A 25694-nucleotide genomic window follows, 5' to 3' on the forward strand; every position below is an offset into this window, starting at 1 on the left:
CGCGGACCTGACCGGTGGGCAGTGCGGTACCTGCTGCCGGTCGTGCCCGCGCGCCCAGCGGCACCGGGAACACCTGCGGCGCGACCCGCCGGTTCCCCGGAGCTCGACGCGCCTCTGCTCACCTACGCCGGCTCCGCTGGACGAGCTGGCGGGCGATGAGGTTGCGCTGGATCTCGTTGGTGCCCCCGCCCACAATCATCAGCGGCGCGTCCCGAACACCCCCGGTGCCGGGTCAGTTCATCGTCACGGAGAAGCCCGACAGGGTGAAGCGGGCCGGGACGCCGTTGGTGGAGCAGAACTCGATGCCGTAGCCGATCTGATTCACCGTCGGGTTCGGCGGGATGTAACCGCGGCCGACCGCCCAGCCGATCATCGCCTTGAGGTCGAGGTTGCCGGAGTACTGGGTGGTCTGCGCGACGAACGCGAGGTAGCCGCCGCCGTCGTACCACACGTCGTAGGTCACGCCGCCCGCCGTGTAGGTGGCGACCTTGTCGCCGTTGGGCACCTGGTTGTGGTTCTCGGTCCACACCATCAGCTCGGTCACCCCGGGCTGCTGGCCGACGCCGTTGAGCCAGATGTCGTAGGCCACGTCGTAGATCCCGGTGGCGGGCCCGCGCCCGGCGAAGGTGGAGGTGATCGTCGAGTAGTCGGACAGCGGGGCGCCGTTGAGGTCGTTGATGTCCTTGTGGACGTTGGGATACGTCTTCACCGACGTCGTGTCGGTCTGGGTGGAGTCGACGTACCAGTTGTCGAAGGAGCAGGCGTGGAGGGTTTCCGGGCCCGCCTCGGCCTGGTTCCACATGTTGTTGTGCACGTAGTAGCCGCCGTCGGACCAGCCGCCGTCGGGGTCGCTGGTGGTGAACACCGGGTCGGTGCAGGTCCGGTCCGGGGCCGGGGCAGCCGCGGCGGGCGTGCTCGTGGCGGACACCGACCGCGTCGTGCTCTGGGACGTCCTGCTCTGGGACGTTGTGCTTTGGGACGTCGTGCTTTGGGACGTCGTGCTTTCCCGCGCCGCGCTGCTGCTCGACGTGCTGGGCGCGCTGCTGCCCGCGGCGGTCGTCGTGGTCGGCGCCGGGGCCGCGCTGGACGAGTGCGCATGGCTGGCGCGGGAAGCTTGCGCCGCCCACGAACTGCCCGGCTCACAGGCGGTCGTGCTGAGCAGGAGCAGGGGAGCGGCGAGCAGCACCGCCGGGATCGTGCGTTTCATGTGTGCGTCTTCCGTACCTGTCGGGTGGTCCCCCAGCCGAACGGTTCGGAAAGCTAGCACAGATAACGGCAAGATCACATCAATGTCACGGGAAAGTGTCTTCTGGGCCACTTCGCCCGCCGGTGCCAGCACGGTGGAGCACGTCGGGCCGGTGATCTTGGGGGGCGATGTGACCAGGGGACGAGTGGTGGCGCCGATCCGGCTGGTCCTGGCCGCGAGCCTCGTGCTGGCCGGCTGTGCGACGCCCGATCCGGGACCGCCGGTGCCCGAGCCCGCCGTGACCACCGTGGAGTTCGAGAACCGGCTCGCCGAGCACCTGTCCCGCTTCGCGACCGAGGTGCTGGAACCCGACGCGCAGGTGGCCGCTCCGGTGCGCTCGCGCGCCGCCGGCTGCCCCGGCGGGCCGGACTGGGGCGTCGTGCCGCGGGCGGAGGCGACCGTGACCGCGGGCGAGCAGACCGAGAAGTTCCTCGAAGACCTGCAGACCTGGATGGGTCGCAACGGCTTCGAGGACGCGTTCGAGGACGACGACCGCCGCTGGGCGGCCGACGACACCCGGACGGTGACCGGCTCCGGCGGCGACGGCACCGTGGTCCGCGTGCACCTGGCCCGGAACAGCCCGCGGTTCACCATCACCCTGGCCGGCCCGTGCACGTGGCCGCCGGACCGGCCCGGCGGCCCCCCGGAGACGGGCGTGCTCGCCCCGTTGCCGCCGCCGTCCGCGCCGTCCTCGCTCGGCGATTCCAGCTACCTCGACCCGGCGGTGTGCCGGTCCCCGAACCTCTACGTCCTCAACGACGACGCGCCCGTATACACGGGTCCCGGGCCGCACCCGATGGCGGTCGTGACCTACACCGGCCGGAAGAACTACGACGAGGAGGAGTTCGTGCACGACGAACTCCTCCTGTCCCGGAGCCTGGCGGCCCCTCACACCTCGGAGAGTTTCCCCGCGAAGTCGGCGCACCTCGTCGTGTGCGTGCACATCGGGATCACCGGCGACACCGGCCGGGACGTGACCTGCCGCTACACCTCCGAGCCGGCCGGATCGGGCAGCGGCGTCCCGGTCACCTTCGACCTGTACGACAGCGTCTACCGCGTCGCGGTCCGCGAGGCGCGCACCGGTGCGAAGGTCGCGGAGTTCACCCTCCCCGGAACCCGCGGCGGCGCGGACACCTGCCCGTTCCAGCTGCAGGGCCGCGATTCCCGCCTCACGCTGGCAGTCGACGACTCGGAGCTGGAACGCCGTCTGCGTCCGGTGTTCGACGGGCGCCGCTGAGGCGTCACCCGCGGCGTTGCTGCGCCTCCAAGCGTTCGGCCTCCTCGCCGCCGATGGCTTCGCCGCGGGCGACCAGCCCGGCCACGTCGGACAGCGGGATCTGCTTGAGCACCAGCGACAACGCGAACGCGATCCCGATGAACGGCAGCAGGTACCAGAACACCGGGGCGAGCGCGTCGGCGTAGGCGGTCACCACTCCGTCGCGCACGGGCTCGGGCAGCTGGTTCAGCGCGGCCGGGTCGAGGGTCGCCGTGGTGGCCGAGGCGTCCGCGGCCGAGGCGCCGGCCGCGGTGAAGACGCCGTTGAGGTTCTCCGTCAGGCGCGTGGTGAAGATCGTGCCGAACACCGCGGTGCCCAGCGCCGCGCCGACCTCGCGGAAGTAGTTGTTGGTGCTGGTCGCGGTGCCGATCATCGCGGCGGGCACCGCGTTCTGCACCACCAGCACGACGACCTGCATGATCAGCCCGAGCCCGGCGCCGAACACGAACAGGTACCCGCAGATCAGCCAGATCGGCGTGTCCGCGGCCAGGGTGGTCATCAGGACCATCGCCGCGGCGGTGACGACGGTGCCCAGGATCGGGTAGACGCGGTAGCGCCCGGTCTTGGTGATCGCCGACCCGGACACGATCGAGGTGCCGATCAGGCCGACCATCATCGGCAGGAGCAGCAGGCCGGACGCGGCCGCCGAGGTGCCCGCCGACATCTGCAGGAACGTCGGCACGAACCCGATCGCGGCGAACATGCCCAGGCCCAGCGCCAGCCCGATCGCGGTGGCGTTGACGAAGATGCCGTTGCGGAACAGGCTCAGCGGGATGATCGGGTCCGCGGCGCGCTTCTCGGCCACGACGAACGCCACCGCCGACACGAGCAGGCCCAAGCCCCACGCCCAGGTCTCCAGCGCCGCCCAGCCGTGGCCGGAGTCGCCGCCGAAATCGGTGAAGAAGATCAGGCACGTGGTGGCCAGCGACAGGAACACCACGCCGGCCAGGTCGATCGGCTGGGTCGCCTTCTTGCTCGGCAGGGTGAGCGCGAGCAGCGCGATGACGAACGCCGCGACGCCGACCGGGATGTTGATGTAGAACGCCCACTGCCAGGTGAGGTGGTCGACGAAGAACCCGCCGAGCAGCGGGCCGCCGACGGCCGAGAGCCCGAAAACACCGCCGAGCGGGCCGAGGTACTTGCCGCGCTCGTTGGCGGGCACGATGTCGGCGATGATCGCCTGGGACAGGATCATCAGCCCGCCGCCGCCGAAGCCCTGCAGCGCCCGGAACACCACGAACACCCAGAAGCCGGTGGCGAACGCGCACCCGACGGAGGCGAGGGTGAACAGCGCGATCGCGACGAGGAACAGCCGCCGGCGGCCCAGCACGTCGCCGAACTTGCCGTAGATCGGCATCACGATCGTGGTCGCCAGCAGGTAGGCGGTGGTGATCCACACCTGGTGCTCGACGCCGCCGAGGTCGCCCACGATCGTCGGCATCGCGGTCGCCACGATCGTCTGGTCGAGGCTGGACAGCAGCATGCCCGCGATGAGGGCGCTGAAGATGATCCAGATCCGCCGCTGGGTCAGCAGCAGCGGGGCGGGCGCGGTGCTCGTCATGACGTCCGTTCGGTTTCGGGGGACAGGAGGGTGCGCGCGGCCTCGAGCCGGCGCGTGAGGAGGTCGGCGAAGGGCGTGGCGCTGCCCTCGGTGACGAACTCGCGGACGGCCGCGCCGGCCAGGGCGCCGACGACCTGGACGGCGGTCGCGGCGCGCAGATCGCCGCGCGGCAGGCCTTCCCGCCGTTCGACCAGCTCCACATCGGACTGTTCGTCGCGCAGGAGCTGGTCGAGGAACTTGGCGAGCAGCCGGGGTTCCCGTTCCACGGCGGCCCGCACCTCGCGCCACTTCTCGACCGTCATGTCGGCGCGGGCCCAGCGCTGCGCCGTCAGCTGGGCGAGGTCTTCGAGCAGGGGAGCGGTGCCGGCGAGGAAGGCGGCCACGAGGTCCTCGTCGTCGCGGTGCGCGGACCGGCCCAGGACGGCGTCGTCCTTGGTGGCGAAGTAGTTGAAGAAGGTGCGGCGCGCGATGCCGGCGCGTTCGCACACCTCCTCGACGGTGAAGCCGGTCAGGCCCCGTTCGGCGGTGAGCCGGCGCGCCACGGTGGTCACCCGGGCGGCGGTGGCGGCCATCCGCGCGGAGCGGCCGGTTGGTGCACTATTCATATCATAGTGCATTGTTGCACTCTCGCCACCAGAGTGCAAAGCCATTCCCGAATGGCGGATTGCGTGGCCGGGGTTGGGTTGACGTACCGCGCCCGAACGGGGCGCACGGTGCCGAAAGGGCTCCCGCCATGACCACTGGCCTCCCCGCGTTTCCCGCCGCCGACGAAAGACCGCTCGACACGTGCCTCCGCCTCCGCGAGATCGCCCCGGTGGTCCGCGCGGAGTTCCCCGGCGGCGTGCCCGCCTACCTCGCGCTCACCCACAACGCGGTCCGGGAGGTCCTCGCCGGCGACAACAAGACGTTCGCCCGCGATCCCAAGCACTGGCCCGCGCTGCACGACGGCTCCATTCCCGCGGACTGGCCGCTGCGCAGCATCGTCCAGGGCGATCACCTCTCGACCAAGGACGGCGCCGACCACCGGCGGTTGCGCGGCCTGGTCGGCAAGGCGTTCACCCCGGCGCGGGTGCTCGACCTGGAGCCGCGCATCCAGGCGCTCGTCGAGGAGCTGCTCGACGGGGTCGTGGCCGCGGGCGACAGGGTGGATCTGGTGCCCTCGTTCACCGAGGTGCTGCCGATGGCGGTGATCTGCGAGCTGTTCGGCGTGCCCGGCCCGGAGCGGATGCGGTTGCGGAGGTGGACCGCCACGCTGCTGGCCCACACCACCCCGGCGGAGGAGGCGTTCGCGACGCAGGAAGCCCTGATGGCCTACCTGCGGGACCTGGTGGAGCGGAAGAAGGCCCAGCCCGGCGACGACCTGACCACCAGCCTGGTCCAGGCCCGCGACGAAGGCGACCAGCTCACCACCGACGAGCTGGTCGGCGTGCTGTGGCTGATGCTGATCGCCGGCCACGAGACCACCGTCCACCTGCTCGGCAACGCCGTCATCGCGCTGTCGCGGAACCCGGGCCAGCTCGAACTGGCGAAGCGCGAGGACCGCTGGGCCGACGTCGTCGAGGAGACGATCCGCTACCGCCACTCGGTGATGATGACCAGCTTCCGCTTCACCCTGGCGGACGTGACCATCGCGGGCGTGGACATCCCGAAGGGCAACGCGGTTGGCGTGGTCTACCAGGCGTGCGGGCTCGACCCGGAGGTGTACGGCGAGACCGCGGGGGAGTTCGACATCACCCGCGAGCAGGGCGCGAACCTGGGGTTCGGCCACGGCCCGCGGTACTGCATCGGCGCGCCGCTGGCACGCCTGGAGAGCCGGCTGGCGCTGGCCGCGCTGTACCGGCGGCTGCCCGGTCTGACCCTGGCCGTCGATCCGGACGACATCCCGTACTCGCCGTCGTTCTTCACGATCGGCCCGCTGTCGATCCCGGTGAACCTGGGCTGACCGGACGGGGGGCGAGGTGCCTCGCCCCCCGGACCGTCAGTCGTTGCCGGCTTCCAGCGCGGCGTGGTCGAGCAGTTCGACGTCCTCGGCGCTGGCGCCGCGCGAGGCGATCACCTCGGCGCCGCCCTCGGTCATGGCGCCGATCAGGCCCGTCGAGGCGGCCTGGGCGGCGCCGACCAGCGAGGGCTGCTGGGTGCCGCCGGTGCCGACCATGCCCAGGCCCGCGTACTGCTCCAGGCGTGAGCGCGAGTCGGCGATGTCCAGGTTGCGCATGGTCAGCTGGCCGATGCGGTCGACCGGGCCGAACGCCGCGTCCTCGGTCCGCTCCATCGACAGCTTGTCCGGGTGGTAGCTGAACGACGGGCCGGCGGTGTCCAGGATCGAGTAGTCCTCACCGCGCCGCAGCCGCAGCGTGACCTCGCCGGTGACCGCCGTGCCGACCCACCGCTGCAGCGACTCGCGCAGCATCAGCGACTGCGGGTCCAGCCAGCGGCCCTCGTACATGAGGCGGCCCAGGCGGCGGCCCTCGTTGTGGTAGCTGGCGATCGTGTCCTCGTTGTGGATCGCGTTGAGCAGCCGCTCGTAGGCGGCGTGCAGCAGCGCCATGCCCGGGGCCTCGTAGATGCCGCGCGACTTGGCCTCGATGATCCGGTTCTCGATCTGGTCGGACATGCCCAGGCCGTGCCGCCCGCCGATCGCGTTGGCCTCGAGCACCAGGTCCACCGCGGAGGCGAACTCCTTGCCGTTGATCCGCACCGGGCGGCCCTGCTCGAAGGCGATGGTGACGTCCTCGGTGGGGATCTCGACCTCGGGGTCCCAGAAGCGGACGCCCATGATCGGCTCGACCAGCTCGATGCCGGCGTCGAGGTGCTCCAGGGCCTTGGCCTCGTGGGTGGCGCCCCAGATGTTCGCGTCGGTCGAGTAGGCCTTCTCGGTGCTGGCGCGGTAGGGCAGGTTCCGGGCGGTCAGCCACTCCGACATCTCGGTGCGGCCGCCCAGTTCGGTTACGAAGTCGGCGTCCAGCCACGGCTTGTAGATGCGCAGGGCCGGGTTGGCGAGCAGGCCGTAGCGGTAGAAGCGCTCGATGTCGTTGCCCTTGAAGGTGGAGCCGTCGCCCCAGATCTGGACGTCGTCCTCGAGCATCGCGCGCACCAGCAGCGTGCCGGTGACCGCGCGGCCCAGCGGGGTGGTGTTGAAGTAGACGCGGCCGCCGGAGCGGATGTGGAAGGCGCCGCAGGCCAGGGCGGCCAGCCCCTCCTCGACGAGCGCTTCCCGGCAGTCGACCAGCCGCGCGATCTCCGCGCCGTAGGTCTTGGCCCGGCCCGGCACGGAGGCGATGTCGGGCTCGTCGTACTGCCCGATGTCGGCCGTGTAGGCGCAGGGGACCGCCCCCTTCTCGCGCATCCACGCGACCGCTACGGACGTGTCGAGGCCCCCGGAGAAGGCGATCCCGACACGTTCACCGACAGGCAGAGAGGTGAGCACCTTGGACACGAGGACAGTATATGCATGGCGATGCATGATCATGCAAAGGGGGCGGGGGTGTTCCCGGCCACGTGGGTCAGCCGGCGGAGCAGGTCCCGGGCTTCCCCGCGGCACAGCCGGCTCAGCCGGGCGAGCAGACGAGCGGCCTCGACCCGCACATGCCGCGGCGCCGCCTCGTCGTGGGCCACTTCGCGGGCGACGACGGCGGCCTCTTCCCGGCGATCGGCCCGGAGGCGGGCCATCGCCGTGGCGGCGCGCAGCCGGACCCGCGGGCCGAGCGTCCGGTCCGCCGCCAAGGCGCGCAACCCGAGCGCGCCGTCGAGGCTGTCGAAGTGCCCGATCGCTTCGCAGACCCGGACACGGGCCAGTGGCGTGCCGGTGTGGCGGAGGTGGTGCAGGACCCGCAGCATCTCGCCGCGCAGGTCGGGCCGGTGCCCGGCGAGTTCCCGGGCGGCGTCGGTGCGGACGAGGTGCGGCAACGTCTCGTCGTTCACGATTTCCTGCAACGCGGGCGCTCCCAGCTCACGACCGCGGTCGCCGGACGACATCAGGTCGCGTGCCGCGCGCCACCGCAACGCCGGACGGCCCGCGGGATCCGTGGCGAGGGAGTGCAGAGTCCGCACACCGGCCGAGCGGTCGGCGACGGTGTACCTGGCGAGCCGGTTCGCGACGGTCCACCGGATCGCCGCCGGTGCCGACCCGTCGTCCCGCATCCGGCGCAGCTGGTCGAGGCCGTCCAGGTCGCGCAGGAGGAGGCGGACCTCGACGCGGTCGAGGTCACCCACCACCTCCTCGTCGAGCACGCCGCGCAGGTATCCGGCCACCACCTCGGCGGAGACCAGGTCCACCAGCACCTCGGAGGCCTCGGCGTGGTCGCGCCAGTGCCGGGACTGGTCGGCGAGCACGGCGTGTGCCTCCGCGACGCGACGACGCCGCCAGTCCGCGCCGAGTTCGGCGAGTTTGTCCCACGCGAGGCGGCCGAACCGCTGCTGGGTGAACTCCGCGAGCACCGCGACGGCTCGCGGCAGGTGCCCGGGCGAGAGGCCGGCCAGCGTGGCGGCGGCCTCGACGCGTTCCGTGGGCGAAGCCTCCGGAGCGGTGAGGAGGTCGTGCAACGCCGACTCCGCGTCCGCGATCAGGTCCGGATCGTCCCAGGCGGTGAGACCGGCGAACCGCTCCTCGGGAGCGACCGCCGGGTCGTCGAGAAGCGCGAGCCGGGTCTCCCGGGTCTCCCGGCCGCGGTACCGCTGCGCGAGCCGCGCCCGGAACCAAGCCGTGGCCGCGGGGTCCCGGGCACGCAGGAGGTTGGCCTGCAGCAGTTCAGCGGTCTGGCCCGAGCTGAGCGCGTCCCACCAGTACACGGCGAGCTCGTGTTCGTGCGCGGCGCGTTCCGGGTCGCCGGCCAGCCGCCACAGGACGGCCAGGCAGCGCTCGGCCTGGGAGCCGTCGAGCTCGGCCAGGTTCTTCGCGGCCTCGCACCGGTCGGTGTGGGACTGCTGCTCGTCCTCGAGGACCTGGCGGAGGAAGACGGCCGCCTCGTTCCGCCGGTCGGGAGCCAGGGACGCGATCCGCATCCACACGTCCACGCGGTCGGAGAAGCCCAGGCAGTCGTCGGCCGCCTGGGCCTCGAGCTCGGCCAGCGCTTCCTCCCGCCGGCTCGGATCCAGCTCGGCGAGCAGCGCCGCGGCGATCTCGCACCGGAGGCGTTTCGGAGCACGGCCGGCCAGGACGTCGCGCAGCCCCGGCGCCAGGTCGGCGCCGAGCACGGCGAGGGTGCGCAGTCGCCGTTCCCAGCGGTAGTCGGAGGTGCCCCGGCTCGACAGGACCACGGCGGCGGCCGCGTCGATCCGGTCCGGTGCCGCCCGGGCCAGGGCGACCGCCGCGTCGCCGCGGGACTCCCCGTCCGCCGTCTCGTCGAAGGCGATGCGCTCCAGCGCCGTGATCACCTCGGGATCGCCACGGTGACCGAGGTTGTCCAGAGCCTCGGCCACACCGCACACGGTCGCCGCGGTGGCGGCCGGCGCGCGCAGCACTTCGCGAAACGCCTCGGCGGCCTCCTCGCGCGGCGCGTGCCCCAATCCCGTCAGGCTCCGCGCCAGCCAGCGGAGTTCCAGGGCCGGCACGGTGCCCGACCGCAGGAGGGCGACCACACCGTCCAGTGCGTCGCGGTGGTACGGGCGGCCCAGGTCCACCAGGGTGGTGGCCGCGGCCCTCCGGGCGTCACCGCGCCGCATCGGGTCCCGGAGCACCTCGATCGCCGCGCGAGCCAGTGCCTCGTGGTCGTCGGTGTCGGAGAGCTGAGGCGCCGGGTAGTCCCGCCACGCCGTCCAGGTCGAGCCCTCGTCCGGGCCTAGCAGGCGGAGCAACTCCGCGGCGGCCCGGTCCCCGGACGGGCCGTCGAGACGTCGCAACAGCCGCCAGGTGTCGGACCGCAGGTCCGGGTCCCTGCGGCGGTGCGCGATCTCGCTCAGGTGCTCGACGATCTCCGGGTGGAACTCCGGTCCCAGGCGGGCCAGCTGCTTGGCCGCCTCGAGGCACAGGTGGGGATCGGCCGCCCCGTCGGCGAGGGTGCCGCGGAGGGCGTCCACCGCGGCCGCCCGGTGTGGTTCCCCGGCCGCGGCCAGCCACGCGAGCGCCGCCATCCGCTCGAACCCGGCGGCCAGGGGATGTTCGGCCAGGCGCTGGAGCAGCGGAGCGGCTTCCCCGGCGTACCGCGGCGCGGCGTCCCCGAGACTGCGGGCCGCCCACAACCGCTGGTTCACGGTGGCTGTGGGGTCGGCGAGAACCGCGCGCAGGTGCGCGACCGCCTCCTCGTGCGAGCCGAGATTGGCCAGCGAGTCGGCCAGGAATCGCCGCTCCGCCGGGGTCACGCCGAACTCGGTGCCGAGGGCCTGCAGGAGGGTGACCGCGTGCGCGCGGTGCTGCGGTCCCAGCTCCGCCAGCGCCTCGACGGCGAAGATCCGCTCGACCCGGTCGTTGCGCCGGTCCTTGATCCATCCGGTCAGCGCCGCCACCGCTTCGTCGAGGTGGGGTGTGCCCAGCGAAGCCAGAGCCTGGGCGGCGTCGGTCAGGTCGGTGTTGAGCCCGGTGTGCCGCCCGAGGATGGTGCGGAACACGTCCGCGCACCGCTCGTGGAACTCCACCCCGATCTCCACCAGGCCGGTCGCCGCTTCGACCAGATCGCGATCGGGCGCCCAGGAGTCCGCCAGGACGGACTCGAGCGCCCGCACCGCCCGCGCCCGGGCCGCGGAACCGAACGCCGACAGCACGACCGCGGCCTTGCGGCGATCCAGGCCGCTCGTGCGGGGGTCGCCGAGCACGGAGACCAGGCCGTGCTCGGCGATCGCGCGGTCGTCGCCGCCGCACTCCGACAACGCCTCGGCCGCCGCGAGCCGGACCTCCACGGCGATCGCCTCGTCGTCGATCACCGCACGCAGCCGGCGGCGCGCGGCGTCGCCTTCCGCGCCGCGCAGCCGGGTGGCCAGCGCGGTCGCGGCCTCCACCCGCGACGGCCACGGGAGGTCCTCGTCGGTCATCAGACCGGACAACCAGCCGGCGATCCCGGGGTGGTGGGTGGCGCGGCCGGCCTGCGCCAGGATCTCGCCGCCCGGGGATTGTGTGGTGCGCGCCCAGGCGCGCACGGTCGCCAGGAAATCGTCGACGACGCCCACTCCGGCGGGCACGCGCCAGGCCAGCAGGCGGGCGGCGAGGAGGTGCTCGTCGGCGCTGCCCGCGTGCAGCCAGCCGATGAGGCGATCGGCCTCGGTCGTGTGCAGGCGGGTGTAGTGCAGCAACACGGCCCGGGCGTGGCGGCCCCGGTTGTCCCCGTTCGCGGCGTGCAGCAGGAGGGCGAAGTCCGGGTGCACGGGGTCGAACCGCGCCGGGAGCAGCCTGGCCTGTGCCGTCGCGGCCAGGTGCTCGGCGAAGCTGTGGTGCAGGAACCGGAGGTCGCCGGCGCGGCGGACTAGCGGGCCGGCCGCGGTCAGCGAGGAGATCAGCTCGTCCCCGGCGTCCGCGGTCCAGCCGGGAACGTGCTGCTCGGCCCAGGAGAGTGCGGCGTCGGTCAGCGAGGTGTCGGCCTCCAGCCGCACCCGGCCCAGGTGCTCCAGCAGCGGTCCGCACACCTCGTCGAACCGGCCCGGCCTGGTCGCCTGGGCCGAGCGGAGGTATTTCAGGTAGCTCTCGTAGAGCTCGTACTGGCTGTCGGGCAGCGGACGGTCGCCGTGCTGCTCGAAGATGATCGCCGCGATCGTCGCGAGCAGGGGCACGCGGACGAGCTCGTCCAGGTGGGCCGCACGGATCTGCCGGACGAACCGGTCGGCGTCGTCGCCAGGGCCGAACCACTTGCCCGCGAAATCGCGCAGTGCCTTCTCGTCGAAGGGCTGGAGTTCGTAGCGGTTCGCGCCGATGCGCTGCAGCGGGGCGAGGGCGGCGCCGTCGATCGGCCGCGTGGTGAGGACGATCCGGTAGGGCGCCTCGGCGGTCGAGGCCCACGCCGCGAGCACGGTTACCAGGCGGTCCCGCTCCACGGCGTCGGCGACTTCGTCCAGCCCGTCGACGAGCAGCAGCCAGCGGCGTCCGGCGACGCGCTCGCCCAGCCGTTCGGGGTCCACGGGCTTGGCGAGCAGCGCGCCGTACTCGGCGCGGATGCTCGCCGCGATCGCGTGCGGGAACGGCGTGTCGAGGCGGGACGCGAGTTCCCGCGCGGTCAGCCGGAGCGGCAGGACCGGCTCGAGCGCGCCCGCGTGGCCCTCCTGACCCGGCGCCCACCACCCGGCGAGATCGGCCGCGAGCCGCAGCGACAGGGTCGACTTGCCCTGGCCGGGGCCGCCGGTCACCACGACGTGGTCGTCGCTGGCGAGCACGTCGTGCACCGAGCGCGACGGCGGGCGCACCACGAGCCGGGCCACCGGGGCCGCCGGGTTCACCAGCCGGCCCCGGTCGTCCACGATGGGGGCCGGCCGCTCCGGCTCGGGCTGGTCGTCCTCCGATCCGCTGCCGAGCTCCTGGCGCACGTACAGCGTGGCCAGCGCCGGGCGCCGCGCGCCGGGCAGCCGGTACGGCAGTTCCTGGGCGGCCTGGGCCTGTGCCCGGAGCAGGGCCTGGACGTCCGCGGGCAAGGCCGCGGCCTCGCCCCAGCCGGCCGGTGCGGCCGGGTGGGGCGCCGGTGCGGCGCCGGGCGGGGACAGGTGGAAGTGCACGCCACCGGTGATGGATCCGGCCTGGACAGCCGCGCCGTGGACCGTGCCGCTCAGGTCGTTGCTGATGCGCTGCTCGTCCACGCCCCCTCCTTCGCCGCGGCGAAGGCATCTTCTCACGAAGATCGGTTGTGGCGGGACGGAACGCGCTAGTCCGCGGCCGCGGCGGTGGGGATGTCGTTCGCCGCGGCCCAGGCCGCCACGTCCTGCCGCTGGATCGCCGCTGCCATCAGGTCCGGGAACACCTCCGGCGTGCAGGCGAACGCCGGGATCCCGAGCGCCGCCAGGGCCGCCGCGTTGTCGTGGTCGTACGCCGGTGCTCCGTCGTCGCTCAGGGCCAGCAGGCAGATCACCTGCACGCCGTCGGCCTTCAGCGCCTGCGCGCGCTGCAGCATTTCCTCTTCGTTGCCGCCCTCGAAGAGGTCGCTGATCAGCACCAGCACCGTGTCCCGCGGGGCGTCGATCCGGGTCTGGCAGTACGCCAGCGCCGCGTTGATGTCCGTGCCGCCGCCCAGCTGGACCCCGAACAGCAGCTCCACCGGGTCGGACACCGACTCGGTCAGATCCGCCACCGCGGTGTCGAACGCGATCACCTGCGTGCGCAGCGACCGGATCGACGCCAGCACCGCCCCGAAGACGCTCGCGTACACCACCGACGCCGCCATCGACCCGCTCTGGTCCAGGCACAGCACGATCTGCCTGCTCACGCTCGGCAGCCGCCGCCCGAAACCCACCAGCCGTTCCGGCACCACGGTGCGCTGCTCGGGCTGGTAGTGCTTCAGGTTCGCCAGGATCGTGCGGTTCCAGTCGATGTCACCGTGCCGTGGGCGGCTCGTGCGGTTGGCCCGGTGCAGCGCCCCGCTCACCGCCTGCCGCGTTGGTTGCGCCAGCCGCTTCTCCAGGTCCTCGACGACCTGGCGCACCACCGCCCGCGCGGTTTCTCGCGACCGCTCGGGGATGGCGCGGTTGAGCGACAACAGCGTGCCCACCAGGTGCACGTCCGGCTGCACCGACTCCAGCATCTCCGGCTCCAGCAGCAACTGCCGCAGCCCCAGCCGCTCCATCGCGTCGCGCTGCATGACCTGCACCACCGAGCTGGGGAAGTAGCCGCGGATGTCGCCCAGCCACCGCGCCACCCGCGGGGACGATCCGCCCAGCCCGCCGCGGCGGTCCTTCTCCTTGTCGTACAACGCCTCCAGCGTCGCGTCCCGCTGGGCGTCCACACCGGACAGCGACACCCCGGTGCCGTCGGCGTCCTGCCCGCCGAGCATCATCCGCCACCGCCGCAACCGGTCGCTCATCCCAGCAGCTCCAGGATCCGCGGCACCACCAGGGCCGCCCGCTCGTGGTCCAGGTCCTCGTCCGCCGCGCGCACCCCGGACGCGCCCTCGCCCCGGTCGAGGCGCTTCACCCGCAGCCCGATCTCCCGCCGCTCGGTCGCGGTGAACTCGGCGAACGTCCGGCGCAGCAACGGCAGCAGGTGGTCGAACACGTCCTCGCCCACCCCGGTGGCCCACCGGTCGACGATCTCCAGCAGCTCCGGCTCGTGCACCAGCAACGCCGCCTCCCCGGACAGGAAACCCTCCAGCCAGCCCGCGGCCTGTGTGGCGTCCGCGGCCAGGGACAGCTGCCGCGACAACCGGCCCGCGGCGTCGGTCACGTCGAGCAGCCCGGCGTCCAGCAGCAGCCGCACCGCGCGGCCGGCGATCAGCCCGGGCACGCCGAGCCGGTCGGCGACCGTCCGCAGCGCGCCGTACCAGACGTCCCGCAGCTCCCGCTGGTCGAGCAGCCCGATGCCGCGCTGCACACCGTCGAGCAGCTGCCGCACCTCACGCCCGGCGTCTTCGTCGAGACCCGCGCACGCGGCGGGCAGCCCGACCGCGATGCGCGTGACCACCCCGGTCAGCACGCGCTGCACCAGCTCGGTGTCGGCGCGGCGCACGTTGCCGTAGCGGCGGACGCGTGCCATCGGCTCCACCGCCGCCATCAGGCGCGTGGTGTCGTGCTGGCGCGCCGCGCGCTCGTCCAGCGCCGCGAGCACACCCGCCAGCGCCTCCGGCAGATCCGCCGTCAACGTGTCTTCCACGAGCGCGCTCAGCTCCGCGATGTCGGCCTCGGCGGTGCGGTGCGCCACGACGGCCGTCGCCGCGGACTCGATCGTGGTGCCGTGCCCGCTCGCCTCGATCAGCGCCACCGCCAGCTCCGGGTGCCACTGCAGCACCCACGACTCGCGGAACGTGCCCTTCGTGCGCGAGGTCTCCGCCGGCTCACCCCACCGCACGCCGAGCAGCAGCAGCCGGTGCAGCAGCTTGCTGCGTTCCAGGTGCGTCGGCGTGCGCAGGTCCAGGTCCAGCGGCTGCTCGGCCGCGCTCTGCTTGAGCCGCAACCGTTTCCGCGTCGCCTCCAGGTCCTTGGCCAGCGGCACCATCGGCGTCTCGGCGGGCACGCGGCCGAGGATGTCGCCGACCAGCAGCTCGCGGGCGACCAGCCGCATCGGGACCTCCGACCCTCCACAGAGGACCGCCTGACAGGCTTCCAGCACCTCGGGCAGCCCGGGGTGGGGCCGGTTGCGCAGCACGGCGAGCGCGTCGGCGAGCCGGACCGCTTCGATCACCGCGGCCGGGGACACGTCGTGCTGCTCGCGGCGCAGCAGGTGCGCCACCCGCACCAGCCAGCGGCCCACCGCCTCGTCCCGGGCGGTGGTGAACAGGTGGTGGTACCAGCCGGGGGAGGAGATCCCGGCGCCGTAGCCGCTGGCGAAGGCCAGCCGCGACGACGTCCACGGCACCCAGGTCGCGGCGACCTTCGTCGTGCGCAGTCCCTTGAGCAGCCGGTTGTCCGCGGCCTGCGACGGGAAGTCCGATGGCACCAGCACCGGCGCGTGCCAGGCGCCGCACACCACCGCGACGGTTTCGGCGCCGCCGCGGATGACCGCACGCAGCACCCGCCGCATCGCGGCTTCGCGGCGTTGCGTGCGCAGATCCGGCACGTGCCCTTCGCGCAGCGCGCGCATGGCGTCCAGCAGCGCGTCGAACACCTCCAGCCCGTGGTAGCGCAGCTCGACCGCGTCCTCCCACCAGCGCTCCGGATCGTCGTAGCCGGCGGCCCCGGCCAGGGTCGCGATCGGGTCGATCGGCGGCTCGGCTTCCGGGTCGTTTTCGTCCTCCAGCACCAGCGCGACGTTCGCGGGCAGGTCGAGGAACCGCACCTGCCTGCCGTGCTCCAGCGCCCACCGCAGCGCCACCCACTCCGGGGAGAACACCGCCATCGGGTAGAACGCGGCGGTCGCGGGCCGGTCGGCCGCGTACACCAGCCCGGCCACCGGCGGCCGCATGCCCGCCGCGGCGGCGAGCGGGGCGACCGCGTCCAGCTCCGGCGGCCCCTCGATCAGCACCACCTCGGGATCGAGGCGGCCCAGGGCGTCGGCCACCGCGCGGGCCGAACCCGGCCCGTGGTGGCGGATGCCCAGGACGTGGACGGTCACACCAGTTCCCGGCACGCGCGGTAGAGGTCGGACCACGGCTTGCGCTCGCGGACCACGGTCTCCAGGTACTCCTGCCACACGATCCGGTCCTGCACCGGGTCCTTGACCACCGCGCCGTGCAGGCCGGCCGCCACGTCGTCGGCCCGCACCACGCCGTCGCCGAAGTGCGTGGCCAGGGCGATCCCGTTGGTCATCACCGAGATCGCCTCGGCGGTGGACAGCGTGCCGGACGGCGACTTGATCTTGGTGCGGCCGTCGGTGGTGACCCCGTCGCGCAGCTCGCGGAACACCGTGACCACACGGCGGATCTCGTCGATGTTCTCCGCCCCGGCCGGCAGCTGCAGCGACCGGCCCAGCTGCTCGACCCGCAGGCGGACGATCTCCACTTCGGACTCCGCGTCGTCCGGCAGCGGCAGCACCACCACGTTGAAGCGGCGCTTGAGCGCGGCGGACAGGTCGTTCACACCGCGGTCGCGGTCGTTGGCCGTGGCGATCACGTTGAAGCCGGCCAGCGCCTGCACCTCGCTGTCCAGCTCCGGGATCGGCAGGGTCTTCTCGCTGAGGATGGTGATCAGCGCGTCCTGCACGTCGGAGGGGATGCGGGTCAGCTCCTCGATCCGCGCGATACCGCCGGTCTCCATCGCGCGCAGCACCGGGCTGGCCACCAGCGCCTTGGGCGAGGGGCCTTCGGCGAGCAGGCGCGCGTAGTTCCAGCCGTAGCGGATCGCCTCCTCCGCGGTGCCGGACGTGCCCTGCACCAGCTGCGTCGAGTCGCCGGAGATCGCCGCGGCCAGGTGCTCGGACAGCCACGTCTTCGCCGTGCCGGGCACGCCCAGCAGGAGCAGCGCGCGGTCGGTGGCGAGCGTGGCGATCGCGACCTCGACCAGCCGCCGCGCCCCGAGGTACTTCGGCGTGATCGGGGTGCCGTCCGGGGCTTCGCCGCCCAGGACGTAGGTGGCGACCGCCCACGGCGACAGCTTCCAGTTCGGCGGCCGGGGCCGGTCGTCGGCGGCCGCGAGCGCGGCCAGCTCGTCGGCGTGCTGCTGCTCGGCGTGTGCTCTCAGCACATCCGTCATGTGAACTCCTGCAGGATGGTCGCTCGGATGGTCAGCGCGTGGGCGATGCCGCGCAGGGCACGCGCGACGGGCTTGTGGTCGGTGCCCAGCGCCAGCAGCCAGTTCTCGACGGCGGCGAGCGCGGCGGGGTGCAGGTGCTCGGCCATCGCGCGGGCGGCCAGCCGCAGGACGGCCTCGGCCTTGCCGGTGCGCAGCCGCCCGACGATCTCGGTGGAGAACGCCGCCGGCCACGGCCCGGGCGCGGCGGCGAGCAGCGCACCGAAGCGGGCGTCGAGTTTGCGGTGGCCGCTCAGGATTTCCGCGGCGGTGTCCGGGGTGAGCGCGGCGATCATCTCCGGGGTGGGCTGGTGGCGGGCGAGCGCGGCGAGCCACTCCCGGTCGTGCTGGCGCAGCGCGGCCTTGGTCCAGCCGAGCAGGACGTCGTGGTCCGCCGCGGGGATCCAGCGGGTGTCCCAGGTGGACAGTGGGGTGGCGGCGAGGATCTGGATCAGCCGGGACGCGGCGCGGCCGAGGCCGGGTTCACGGTGGTCGGTCACGCCGTCGCGACGGGCGGCCGCGTCGGGTTCACCGGGCAGGTCGAAGGCGCCGTCGGCCTGGTGCAGCTGCCGGGCGCGCTCGGCCATGCGCCGGGCGCGGGCCGAGGCGGGCAGGTGGTCGAGCAGGGCGGTGGCGGCCGCACGGACGGTCGCGGCACGGTCGTCGAGAGCGCGTTCGAGCAGACGCTCGTCGTCGGCGGACAGGCCGGTGCGCAGGGTGTCCAGGAACGCGGCGCGGGTGGCGGCCGGTTCGGCGGCCCAGGTTTCCTCGACCAGTTCGCGGGCGCGAGCGGGCTCGGTGGCGCGCAGATCGGCCAGCAGCGCCACCCGCTCGGCGCGGGTGCCGGTGGCGAACCGCTCGGCCACCTCACTGGGCGGGACGGTCGCCGCCCAGCTCCACGCCGGGTTGTGCCCGGCCAGCCAGGTGCCGCGCGGGCCGATGACCTCCCGGACGAGACCGCGGACGGTGGTGGTGGTCGTGCCGAACCGGAGCAGGTCGGGCAGCAGCCGGTGCGGCGGGCGGCGTCCGGCGTCGCGGGCGGCGGTGAGCCAGTCGGTGGTGAGCGGTTCGGTGCCGACCTCGAGGCGGATGGCGCGGGTGAGCAGCAGTTCCAGCAGCTGGGCGGCGGCCGGGGTGCACTCGGGGCGGCCGTCGGGCGCGGCGGGTTCGGCTGGGGTGCCGCGCCAGGTGGGCGGGGTCCAGCCGGCGCGACGGTAGCCGGTGGCCAGCGCCGCCGCGGCCAGGACGGCGGCTTCGGGGGTGTCGGCGGTGACCGTCCCGGCGCCGGGGACGCCGGAGGCGGCGAGGTCGAACGGGCGGCGGCCGGTGCCGACCAGCGCCGCGCCGAGCAGATCGTCCCACGCGGTCACAGCGCCACCAGCCGGTCCTCGACCTGCACGCTCAGCGGGTGCAGGCGCTCGTCGATCCACTCGCCGAACACCGGCACCGGGTGGCCGCCGGAGAGGGCGAGCAGCTGCCACACGTCGGTGTCCGGGGCCAGGGTCAGGGCGGTGCCGTCGGCGTCGACGAGCAGCGGCGGTTCGCCGGGGACCACGGTCATCCCGGCCAGCGCCAGGGGGACACGGCGCAGCCACGGGTTGCCGGCCAGCCACCCGGCGGCCTGGGCGAGGGCGGTGCGGACGTCGGTGGCGTGCGGGAGGCCGGAGCCGGGGGTGACCTTGTGCTCGTCGCCGGTGAGCAGGGCGCGGCGGGGTGAGCCGCCGGGGTAGCGGGCGATCTCGCCGTCCACAACGGACCCGAGGACGTGCGCGACCTTGAGCGCCTGGCCCGCGGCGGCGAAGTCCAGCAGCACCACGGTTTCGCCGGTGCGTTCGCCGTAGAGCCAGGTGCGCTGGGACAGCAGGCGCTCGTCCTCCTCCTGGCTCAGGCCGACGACCCACCACCGGTCGGTGACGCGATCGCCGATCTCGTCGCGGCGGCGGGCCCAGCCCAGCACCGTGCGCAGATCCCCGAGGGCGGCCTCGTCCAGCTCGGCCCGGCGCCGCCACGCCCGCACCGCGAGGTACCAGCGGCCGAGCTCGCCGAGCAGGTGCGGCGCCCAGTCGGCGCGGGCGTGCACTTCCGCTCCGGCGGCGCGGACTCGATCGGCCAGCCCGGGCAGCTGGGCGTCGACCAGGCGGGCGGCGGCGGTGTCCCAGAAGCCGGGCGGCTGGCGGCGGGCGGTGGCCAGGCCCTGGCGGACGAGGTCGTGCAGCCACAGCTCGAAGTCGTCGATCCCGGCCGACATGAGCGACTCCCGCTCGGCGAGCCGCCTGGCCTGCGCTTCCGGGTCGGGCTTGGCGGGGTCCTTGCGGGGCGCGGCCGGGGCGACCCAGTCGGCCGGGCCGGCGTCCTCGGCGACCGACCCGTCGCCGGCGGCCCACATGAGCAGCAGCGCCAGGCCGTGCTTGCAGGGGAACTTGCGGCTCGGGCAGGTGCAGCGGAACGAGGGCTCGGTGAGGTCGACGGTCACCTGGTAGGGGGAGCGGGCACTGCCCTGGCACTTGCCCCAGACGAGTGAGCTGGTGCTGCCGAGGTCCGACCACGTGCGCGGATTCGCCAGCCCGCGGGCGGCGCGGGCGGCGCCGGCGTCCGGGGCCAGCGCCAGCACCCGAGCCACCGTCCACCGCGCACCCACGCGGCCAGCCTATCCGCCACCCCCGCCGACGGCCCGGCACCGGGTGGGCCGCTTTCCTCGGCCCCGGCCCCGGCGCGGGCCACCGCTGCTCGCGTGAAGCCCCGGGTCAGGCGCGCGGACTGCCCGTCGTGCCGCGGACCACCAGCTTGGGCTGGATGACCAGGTGCGCGGGCTCCCGCGCGGGGTCGTCCAGGCGGGAAACCACCGCGCGGACCGCCAGCTCGGCCTGCCGTTCCGGCGCCTGCGCCACGGTCGTCAAGTCGATGTGCGACAGCTGCGCCAGCGGACTGTCGTCGAAACCCACCACCGAGATGTCGCCCGGCACCTCCAGCCCGGCGCGCCACACGGTGTCCAGGAAACCCACCGCGCACCGGTCGTTGCCGGCGAACACCGCGGTCGGCATCGACGCCCGGTCGGCCAGCAGGGCCCGTGCGGCCCGCGCGCCGGACTCCTCCGTCTGGTCGCCCGGGATGACCGAGATGTGCTCGGCCAGCCCGTGCCGCCGCAGCGCCGCCTTGTAGGCACGGCGCCGGTCGGCCGACCCGGGGCCGTCGCCGCCGTCGATGTGCGCGATCGATCGGTGCCCCAGCTCCACCAGGTAGTCGATGATCTGCCGGACCCCCTGGGCCTCCGCCGCGTGCACCGCGTCCACCGCGGCCCCGCTGAACCGGCGGCCCACCACCGCGGTCGGGATGCGCGCCGCCAGATCCTGCACGTACCCCGGCTCGAGGTTCGGGCCGAGCAGCACCAGGCCCTCGCACCGGTGGCTGAGCAGCGCCTCCACCGCGGACTGCTCGGCCCGGCTGGGCGCGGTCGCCGACAGCAGGATGTCGTAGCCCAGCTCCTCGGCCACCGGGTACACGCCCTCGATCAGGTCGGCGTGGAAGGGGTTGCGGATCGTGAACATCACGCCGAGCACCTTGCTCCGGTTCCGGGCGAGCATCTGCGCGGCGCTGTCCGGCCGGTAGCCCAGCTCGCGCGCCGCGGCGAACACCCGCTGCCGGGTCTCCTCGCTCGGCCCGCGCTCGTTGCGGAACACCAGCGAAACCAGCGCCCGCGACACCCCGACCCGCTGGGCCACGTCACCCATCGTCGGGCGCCGCCCGCGCCTCGCCTTGCCGGGCTCGTGCCCGGCCTCTGCGCTCATCCACTTCCTCCGCGGCTCTTGACACCACTGTCGGCTGTCTTCATAGTACCGGGTACTAGAGCGCGCTAATAGAGCGCGCTAACAGACCCCGCAGGCCACACACAAGGAGGTGTCCGGGTGACCTTCGACGTCGTCACCATGGGCCGCATCGGCGTGGACATCTACCCACTGCAGACGGGCATCGGCCTGGAGGACGTCACCTCGTTCGGCAAGTACCTGGGCGGTAGCGCGACCAACGTCGCCGTCGCCGCCGCGCGGTACGGGCGCCGGACGGCGGTCGTCACCAAGACCGGCGCCGATCCGTTCGGCCGTTTCCTGCACCGGGCACTGGCCGGCTACGGCGTGGACGACCGCTTCGTCGGCACCTCGGCGCACCTGCCGACCCCGGTGACCTTCTGCGAGATCTTCCCGCCGGATGATTTCCCGCTCTACTTCTACCGCTTCCCGAAGGCCCCCGACCTGGACCTGGCGCCGGAGGAGCTGGACTTCGACGCGATCCGGGCCGCGAAGATCTTCTGGGTGACGGTCACCGGGCTGTCCCGGGAACCCAGCCGATCCGCGACCCTGGCCGCGCTGGAGGCCCGTGGCCGCCAGGGGATCACGATCCTGGATCTGGACTACCGGCCGATGTTCTGGGAGTCCCGCGACCAGGCCCGCGAGTGGGTGGGCAAGGCCCTGGACCACGTCACCGTCGCCGTGGGCAACCTCGACGAGTGCTTCACCGCGGTCGGTTCACGCGAGCCGCGGCAAGCCGCGAAATCGTTGCGGGACAAGGGGGTTGCACTGGCGGTGGTGAAGCAGGGCCCGAAGGGAGTCCTGGCGGTGGACGACGACGGGGAGGTCGAGGTCCCGCCCGTTCCGGTGGAGGTGGTCAACGGCCTGGGCGCGGGGGACGCGTTCGGCGGGGCCCTGTGCCACGGGTTGTTGTCCGGGTGGGACACCGCGCGGGTGATGCGTTTCGCCAACGCCGCGGGGGCGCACGTGGCCGGTGAACTGTCCTGTTCGGACGCGATGCCGACCGAAGACCAGGTACTGCGCAAGCTGGGAGAAACACAGAGTGTCTGAGACAGTGCGGCGGATCGTGGCGAAGCGGGTGCACGACCCGGAGACGATCGCCGATGCGGCGGCGCGCCGGGCGCGGGCGAAGTCGCCGTTCAACGACAAGGGCCGGACGATGATCATCGCCGCGGACCATCCGGCGCGGGGCGCGAACGCCGTCGGCGGGGATCCGCTGGCGATGGCCGACCGCGGCGAGCTGCTGGACCGGCTGTGCCTGGCCCTGGAGCGCCCAGGGGTGACGGGGGTGCTCGCGACCGCGGACATCCTCGAGGACCTGCTGCTGCTGGGTGTGCTCGACGGCAAGACCGTGATCGGGTCGATGAACCGCACCGGCCTGGCCGGATCGAGCTTCGAGATCGACGACCGGTTCGCCTGCTACGACGCGGCCTCGATCGACCGGATGCGCTTCGACGGCGGCAAGACGCTGACCCGGATCTGCCTGACCGACCCGGCCACGCCGGGAGTCCTGGAGAACACGGCGCGGGCGGTGAACGAGCTGGCCGACCGGAAGCTGATCGCGATGGTCGAGCCGTTCCTGTCGCACTGGGCGGACGGCAAGCTGCGCAACGACCTCTCCCCGGAGGCCGTCATCAAGTCCATCACCATCGCCTCCGGGCTGGGCCGGACCTCGGCCTACACCTGGCTGAAGCTGCCAGTGGTGGCGGACATGGAGCGGGTGATGGCCTCGTCGACGCTGCCCGCCGTGCTGCTGGGCGGCGAGGTCAAGGACCCGGACGCGGCGTTCGCCTCGTGGCAGCGGGCACTGGCGTTGCCCACGGTGCAGGGGCTGGTGGTGGGGCGGTCACTGCTCTACCCGCACGACGGCGACGTCGCCAAGGCAGTGGACACGGCGGTGGGGCTGCTGTGAACCTGTATCGCGAGGCGGGCAGCACCGCCGAGGGACCGTTCGACGTGGTGGTGACACCGGAGTCGGCCGGCTGGGGCTACTCCGGGCTGCGGGTGCTGGAGCTGGACGGCACGGAAACGATCACCACCGGTGGTTCCGAGACACTCGTGTTGCCGCTGTCCGGCGGTTGCACGGTCACCGTGGACGGGGAGGAGTTCGAACTCACCGGCCGCGCCGGGGTGTTCGATTCGGCCACCGATTTCGCCTACCTGCCGCGGGACGCGGAGGCCACGATCACCGGCACCGGCCGGTTCGCGCTGCCCGCGGCGAGGACGGAGAAGAAGCTCCCGGCGCGGTACCAGCCGGCGCGCGCGACCCCGGTGGAGCTGCGGGGTGCGGGCAACTGCTCCCGCCAGGTCAACAACTACTGCCTGCCGCACACCTTCGACGCCGACCAGTTGCTGGTGTGCGAGGTGCTCACGCCGGGCGGGAACTGGTCGTCCTACCCGCCGCACAAGCACGACGAGGCCCGCGAAGGCGAGAGCGTGCTGGAGGAGATCTACTACTTCGAGGTCGCCGGCGGCGGCATGGGCTACCAGCGGGTGTACGGGTCCTCCGACGTGCTGGCCGAGGTGCGGTCGGGCGATGTGGTGCTGATCCCGCACGGCTGGCACGGGCCGTCGATGGCCGCGCCCGGTTACGACCTCTACTACCTGAACGTGATGGCCGGTCCGGGCCCGGAGCGGGCCTGGCTGATCTGCGACGACCCCGCCCACGGCTGGGTGCGCCAGACCTGGGAGTCCCACGAGACCGACCCGCGGCTGCCCTTCCGGAGTGCGAAATGAGACTGACCACGGCCCAGGCGCTGGTCAAGTTCCTGGCGAACCAGTATTCCGAGCGCGACGGCGTCGAACAGCGCCTGATCCCCGGCACGTGGGGCATCTTCGGGCACGGCAACGTGGCCGGGATCGGGCAGGCGTTGCTGCAGTACGCCGAGGAGATGCCCTACTACCTGGCCCGCAACGAGCAGGGTCAGGTGCACGCGGCGGCCGCGTTCGCCAAGATGCGCAACCGGCTGCAGACCTTCGCCTGCACGGCGTCGACCGGCCCGGGTTCGACGAACATGATCACCGGCGCGGCCCTGGCCACCACGAACCGGCTGCCCGTGCTGCTGTTGCCGTCGGACATGTTCGCCACCCGTTACCCGGACCCGGCGTTGCAGCAGCTGGAGGACACTCGCGGCGGCGACGTGACGGTCAACGACGCGTTCCGGCCGGTGTCGAAGTACTTCGACCGCGTCACCCGCCCCGAGCAGCTCATCCCGGCGGCGCTGGCGGCGATGCGGGTGCTCACCGACCCGGTCGAGACCGGTGCGGTGACGCTGTGCCTGCCCCAGGATGTGCAGGCCGAGGCGTTCGACTGGCCGGCGGAGTTCTTCCGCCGCCGCGTCTGGCACGTCGGCCGCCCGGTGCCCGAACCCGATGCCCTGGCCCGCACCGCCGAGTCGCTGCGTGGTGCGAAGGCACCGTTGATCGTGGCCGGCGGGGGAGTGGTGTACTCCGAAGCCGAGGCCGAGTTGCGCGCGTTCGCCGAGGCCACGGGCATCCCGGTGGCGGATACGCACGCCGGCAAGGGCGCCGTCCCGTGGGACCACCCCTGCGCGGTCGGCGGGATCGGCTCCACCGGAACCACCGCGGCCAACGCGCTGGCGGCGGAGGCGGATGTGGTGCTCGGCATCGGCACCCGCTACTCCGACTTCACCACCGCCAGCCACACCGTGTTCGGCAATCCCGAGGTGCGGTTCGTCAACCTGAACGTGGCCCGGCTCGACGCCGCCAAGCATTCCGCCGAGATGCTGCTCGCCGACGCCAAGCTCGGCATCACCGGCCTGCACGAGGCCCTGGGTGACTGGCAGGTGGACGACGCCTACCGGTCCCGCGCCCGGATGCTGGCCGACGACTGGAACCGCAAGGCCGACGCCTGCTTCACCGTCGGGCACCAGCCGCTGCCCGCCCAGACCGAGATCCTCGGCGCTCTCAACGCCGCCTTGGACGACCGGGACGTGGTGATCAACGCCGCCGGATCGATACCCGGCGACCTGCAGATGCTGTGGCGGGCCCGCGACCCGAAAGCGTATAACGTCGAATACGCCTTCTCCTGTATGGGCTACGAGGTCGCGGCCGGGGTCGGCACGAAGATGGCCGCACCGGACCGGGAGGTCGTCGTCCTGGTCGGCGACGGCTCCTACCTGATGATGGCCCAGGAGATCGTCACCATGGTCGCCGAGGGCCTGAAGGTGATCATCGTCCTGGTGCAGAACCACGGCTTCGCCTCGATCGGCTCGCTGTCGGAAACCCTGGGGTCGCAGCGGTTCGGCACGCAGTACCGCTACCGCAGCGACGACACCGGCCTGCTGGAAGGTGGTGTGCTGCCGGTCGACCTGGCCGCCAACGCCGCCAGCCTCGGCGCCACCGTCCTCCGCGCCTCCACAGTGGACGAATTCCGGACCGCGATCGCGCGGGCCAAGGCGAACACCACGACCACCGTCGTGCACGTGGAAACCGACCTGTACGGCCCCAACCCGCCCGGATCGGCGTGGTGGGACGTGCCGGTCAGCGAGGTTTCCGAACTCGAGTCCACCCGCAAGGCCTACGAAACCTACTCCGCCACCAAACGAGCACAGCGCCACTACCTGTGAG

The 25694-nt window shown here is 73.1% G+C and carries 17 protein-coding genes and 1 pseudogene; 6 read left to right on the plus strand and 12 right to left on the minus strand.

Features of this window, described 5'->3' with window-relative positions:
* Nucleotides 1-118 precede the first annotated feature (118 nt).
* Both IE290_RS38465 and IE290_RS37605 read right to left on the minus strand, forming a co-directional pair.
* Nucleotides 119-214 (minus strand): annotated as a pseudogene (locus IE290_RS38465) (hypothetical protein); the annotation flags it as partial.
* An 18-nt stretch (nt 215-232) separates the two neighbouring features.
* Nucleotides 233-1207 (minus strand): GH12 family glycosyl hydrolase domain-containing protein, encoded by a 975-nt coding sequence (locus IE290_RS37605; RefSeq protein ID WP_229874051.1) that lies wholly within the window; start codon nt 1205-1207, stop codon nt 233-235.
* A gap of 82 nt (nt 1208-1289) precedes the next feature.
* Between IE290_RS37605 and IE290_RS02020 the strand changes: the two genes are divergently transcribed.
* Nucleotides 1290-2483 (plus strand): hypothetical protein, encoded by a 1194-nt coding sequence (locus IE290_RS02020; RefSeq protein WP_191242760.1) that lies wholly within the window; start codon nt 1290-1292, stop codon nt 2481-2483.
* Between the two features lie 4 nt (nt 2484-2487).
* On the opposite strand, the gene IE290_RS02025 is transcribed toward IE290_RS02020, so the two are convergent.
* Together IE290_RS02025 and IE290_RS02030 are read right to left on the minus strand one after the other, a co-directional pair.
* Nucleotides 2488-4083 (minus strand): MDR family MFS transporter, encoded by a 1596-nt coding sequence (locus IE290_RS02025; RefSeq protein WP_191242761.1) that lies wholly within the window; start codon nt 4081-4083, stop codon nt 2488-2490.
* Nucleotides 4080-4688: a TetR/AcrR family transcriptional regulator gene (locus IE290_RS02030; protein WP_229874052.1), complete on the minus strand. Its 609-nt coding sequence runs from the start codon at nt 4686-4688 to the stop codon at nt 4080-4082. Before IE290_RS02030 ends, IE290_RS02025 begins: the two co-directional genes overlap by 4 nt.
* A gap of 128 nt (nt 4689-4816) precedes the next feature.
* Here IE290_RS02030 and IE290_RS02035 point away from each other — a divergent pair, with 128 nt between their 5' ends.
* On the plus strand, nt 4817-6025 hold the full coding sequence (locus IE290_RS02035; RefSeq protein ID WP_191242762.1) for a cytochrome P450 family protein: 1209 nt from the start codon (nt 4817-4819) through the stop codon (nt 6023-6025).
* A gap of 36 nt (nt 6026-6061) precedes the next feature.
* On the opposite strand, the gene argG is transcribed toward IE290_RS02035, so the two are convergent.
* The 8 genes from argG to IE290_RS02075 form a co-directional block, all read right to left on the minus strand.
* Nucleotides 6062-7519 carry an argininosuccinate synthase gene (gene argG, locus IE290_RS02040; protein WP_191242763.1) on the minus strand — a complete coding sequence of 486 codons (1458 nt, stop codon included), beginning with the start codon at nt 7517-7519 and terminating at the stop codon, nt 6062-6064.
* A gap of 29 nt (nt 7520-7548) precedes the next feature.
* On the minus strand, nt 7549-12792 hold the full coding sequence (locus IE290_RS02045) for an NACHT domain-containing protein (protein ID WP_191242764.1): 5244 nt from the start codon (nt 12790-12792) through the stop codon (nt 7549-7551).
* Between the two features lie 65 nt (nt 12793-12857).
* Complete coding sequence (locus IE290_RS02050) at nt 12858-14009, minus strand: VWA domain-containing protein (RefSeq protein WP_191242765.1); 1152 nt, start codon at nt 14007-14009, stop codon at nt 12858-12860.
* Complete coding sequence (locus IE290_RS02055) at nt 14006-16192, minus strand: DUF5682 family protein (protein WP_191242766.1); 2187 nt, start codon at nt 16190-16192, stop codon at nt 14006-14008. Before IE290_RS02055 ends, IE290_RS02050 begins: the two co-directional genes overlap by 4 nt.
* On the minus strand, nt 16189-17268 hold the full coding sequence (locus tag IE290_RS02060) for an ATP-binding protein (protein ID WP_191242767.1): 1080 nt from the start codon (nt 17266-17268) through the stop codon (nt 16189-16191). Before IE290_RS02060 ends, IE290_RS02055 begins: the two co-directional genes overlap by 4 nt.
* Entirely contained in the window at nt 17265-18674 is a 1410-nt protein-coding gene (locus tag IE290_RS02065) for a DUF5691 domain-containing protein (RefSeq protein ID WP_191242768.1), read from the minus strand. The genes IE290_RS02060 and IE290_RS02065 overlap by 4 nt, the downstream gene beginning before the upstream one ends.
* Complete coding sequence (locus tag IE290_RS02070) at nt 18671-19942, minus strand: SWIM zinc finger family protein (protein ID WP_229874053.1); 1272 nt, start codon at nt 19940-19942, stop codon at nt 18671-18673. The genes IE290_RS02065 and IE290_RS02070 overlap by 4 nt, the downstream gene beginning before the upstream one ends.
* Nucleotides 19943-20048: 106 nt before the next feature.
* Nucleotides 20049-21089, minus strand: a complete 1041-nt coding sequence (locus IE290_RS02075) for a LacI family DNA-binding transcriptional regulator (RefSeq protein ID WP_229874055.1) — start codon at nt 21087-21089, stop codon at nt 20049-20051.
* Between the two features lie 117 nt (nt 21090-21206).
* Between IE290_RS02075 and iolC the strand changes: the two genes are divergently transcribed.
* The 4 genes from iolC to iolD are packed head-to-tail and all read left to right on the plus strand — an operon-like array spanning nt 21207 to nt 25693.
* Nucleotides 21207-22154, plus strand: coding sequence for a 5-dehydro-2-deoxygluconokinase (gene iolC / locus IE290_RS02080; RefSeq protein ID WP_268246295.1), 948 nt, complete (start codon nt 21207-21209; stop codon nt 22152-22154).
* A complete protein-coding gene (locus tag IE290_RS02085; RefSeq protein ID WP_191242769.1) occupies nt 22147-23016 on the plus strand; it encodes a Cgl0159 family (beta/alpha)8-fold protein in 870 nt (289 codons plus the stop codon). The genes iolC and IE290_RS02085 overlap by 8 nt, the downstream gene beginning before the upstream one ends.
* The gene (gene iolB / locus IE290_RS02090; protein ID WP_191242770.1) at nt 23013-23840 is read left to right on the plus strand and encodes a 5-deoxy-glucuronate isomerase; all 828 of its coding nucleotides are present in this window, start codon (nt 23013-23015) and stop codon (nt 23838-23840) included. Before IE290_RS02085 ends, iolB begins: the two co-directional genes overlap by 4 nt.
* Nucleotides 23837-25693 carry a 3D-(3,5/4)-trihydroxycyclohexane-1,2-dione acylhydrolase (decyclizing) gene (gene iolD / locus IE290_RS02095; RefSeq protein WP_191242771.1) on the plus strand — a complete coding sequence of 619 codons (1857 nt, stop codon included), beginning with the start codon at nt 23837-23839 and terminating at the stop codon, nt 25691-25693. The genes iolB and iolD overlap by 4 nt, the downstream gene beginning before the upstream one ends.
* Nucleotide 25694 lies beyond the last annotated feature (1 nt).

The organism is Amycolatopsis deserti, assembly GCF_014653945.1.
Lineage (GTDB): Bacteria > Actinomycetota > Actinomycetes > Mycobacteriales > Pseudonocardiaceae > Amycolatopsis_E > Amycolatopsis_E deserti.

Coding starts and splice junctions, on each gene's coding strand:
- IE290_RS02025 (WP_191242761.1), bottom strand. CDS start 4,083: ATGACGAGCACCGCGCCCGCCCCGCTGCTGCTGACCCAGCGGCGGATC.
- iolD (WP_191242771.1), top strand. CDS start 23,837: ATGAGACTGACCACGGCCCAGGCGCTGGTCAAGTTCCTGGCGAACCAG.
- IE290_RS02050 (WP_191242765.1), bottom strand. CDS start 14,009: ATGAGCGACCGGTTGCGGCGGTGGCGGATGATGCTCGGCGGGCAGGAC.
- IE290_RS02060 (WP_191242767.1), bottom strand. CDS start 17,268: ATGACGGATGTGCTGAGAGCACACGCCGAGCAGCAGCACGCCGACGAG.
- IE290_RS02075 (WP_229874055.1), bottom strand. CDS start 21,089: ATGAGCGCAGAGGCCGGGCACGAGCCCGGCAAGGCGAGGCGCGGGCGG.
- IE290_RS02030 (WP_229874052.1), bottom strand. CDS start 4,688: ATGAATAGTGCACCAACCGGCCGCTCCGCGCGGATGGCCGCCACCGCC.
- IE290_RS37605 (WP_229874051.1), bottom strand. CDS start 1,207: ATGAAACGCACGATCCCGGCGGTGCTGCTCGCCGCTCCCCTGCTCCTG.
- IE290_RS02020 (WP_191242760.1), top strand. CDS start 1,290: ATGTCACGGGAAAGTGTCTTCTGGGCCACTTCGCCCGCCGGTGCCAGC.
- IE290_RS02035 (WP_191242762.1), top strand. CDS start 4,817: ATGACCACTGGCCTCCCCGCGTTTCCCGCCGCCGACGAAAGACCGCTC.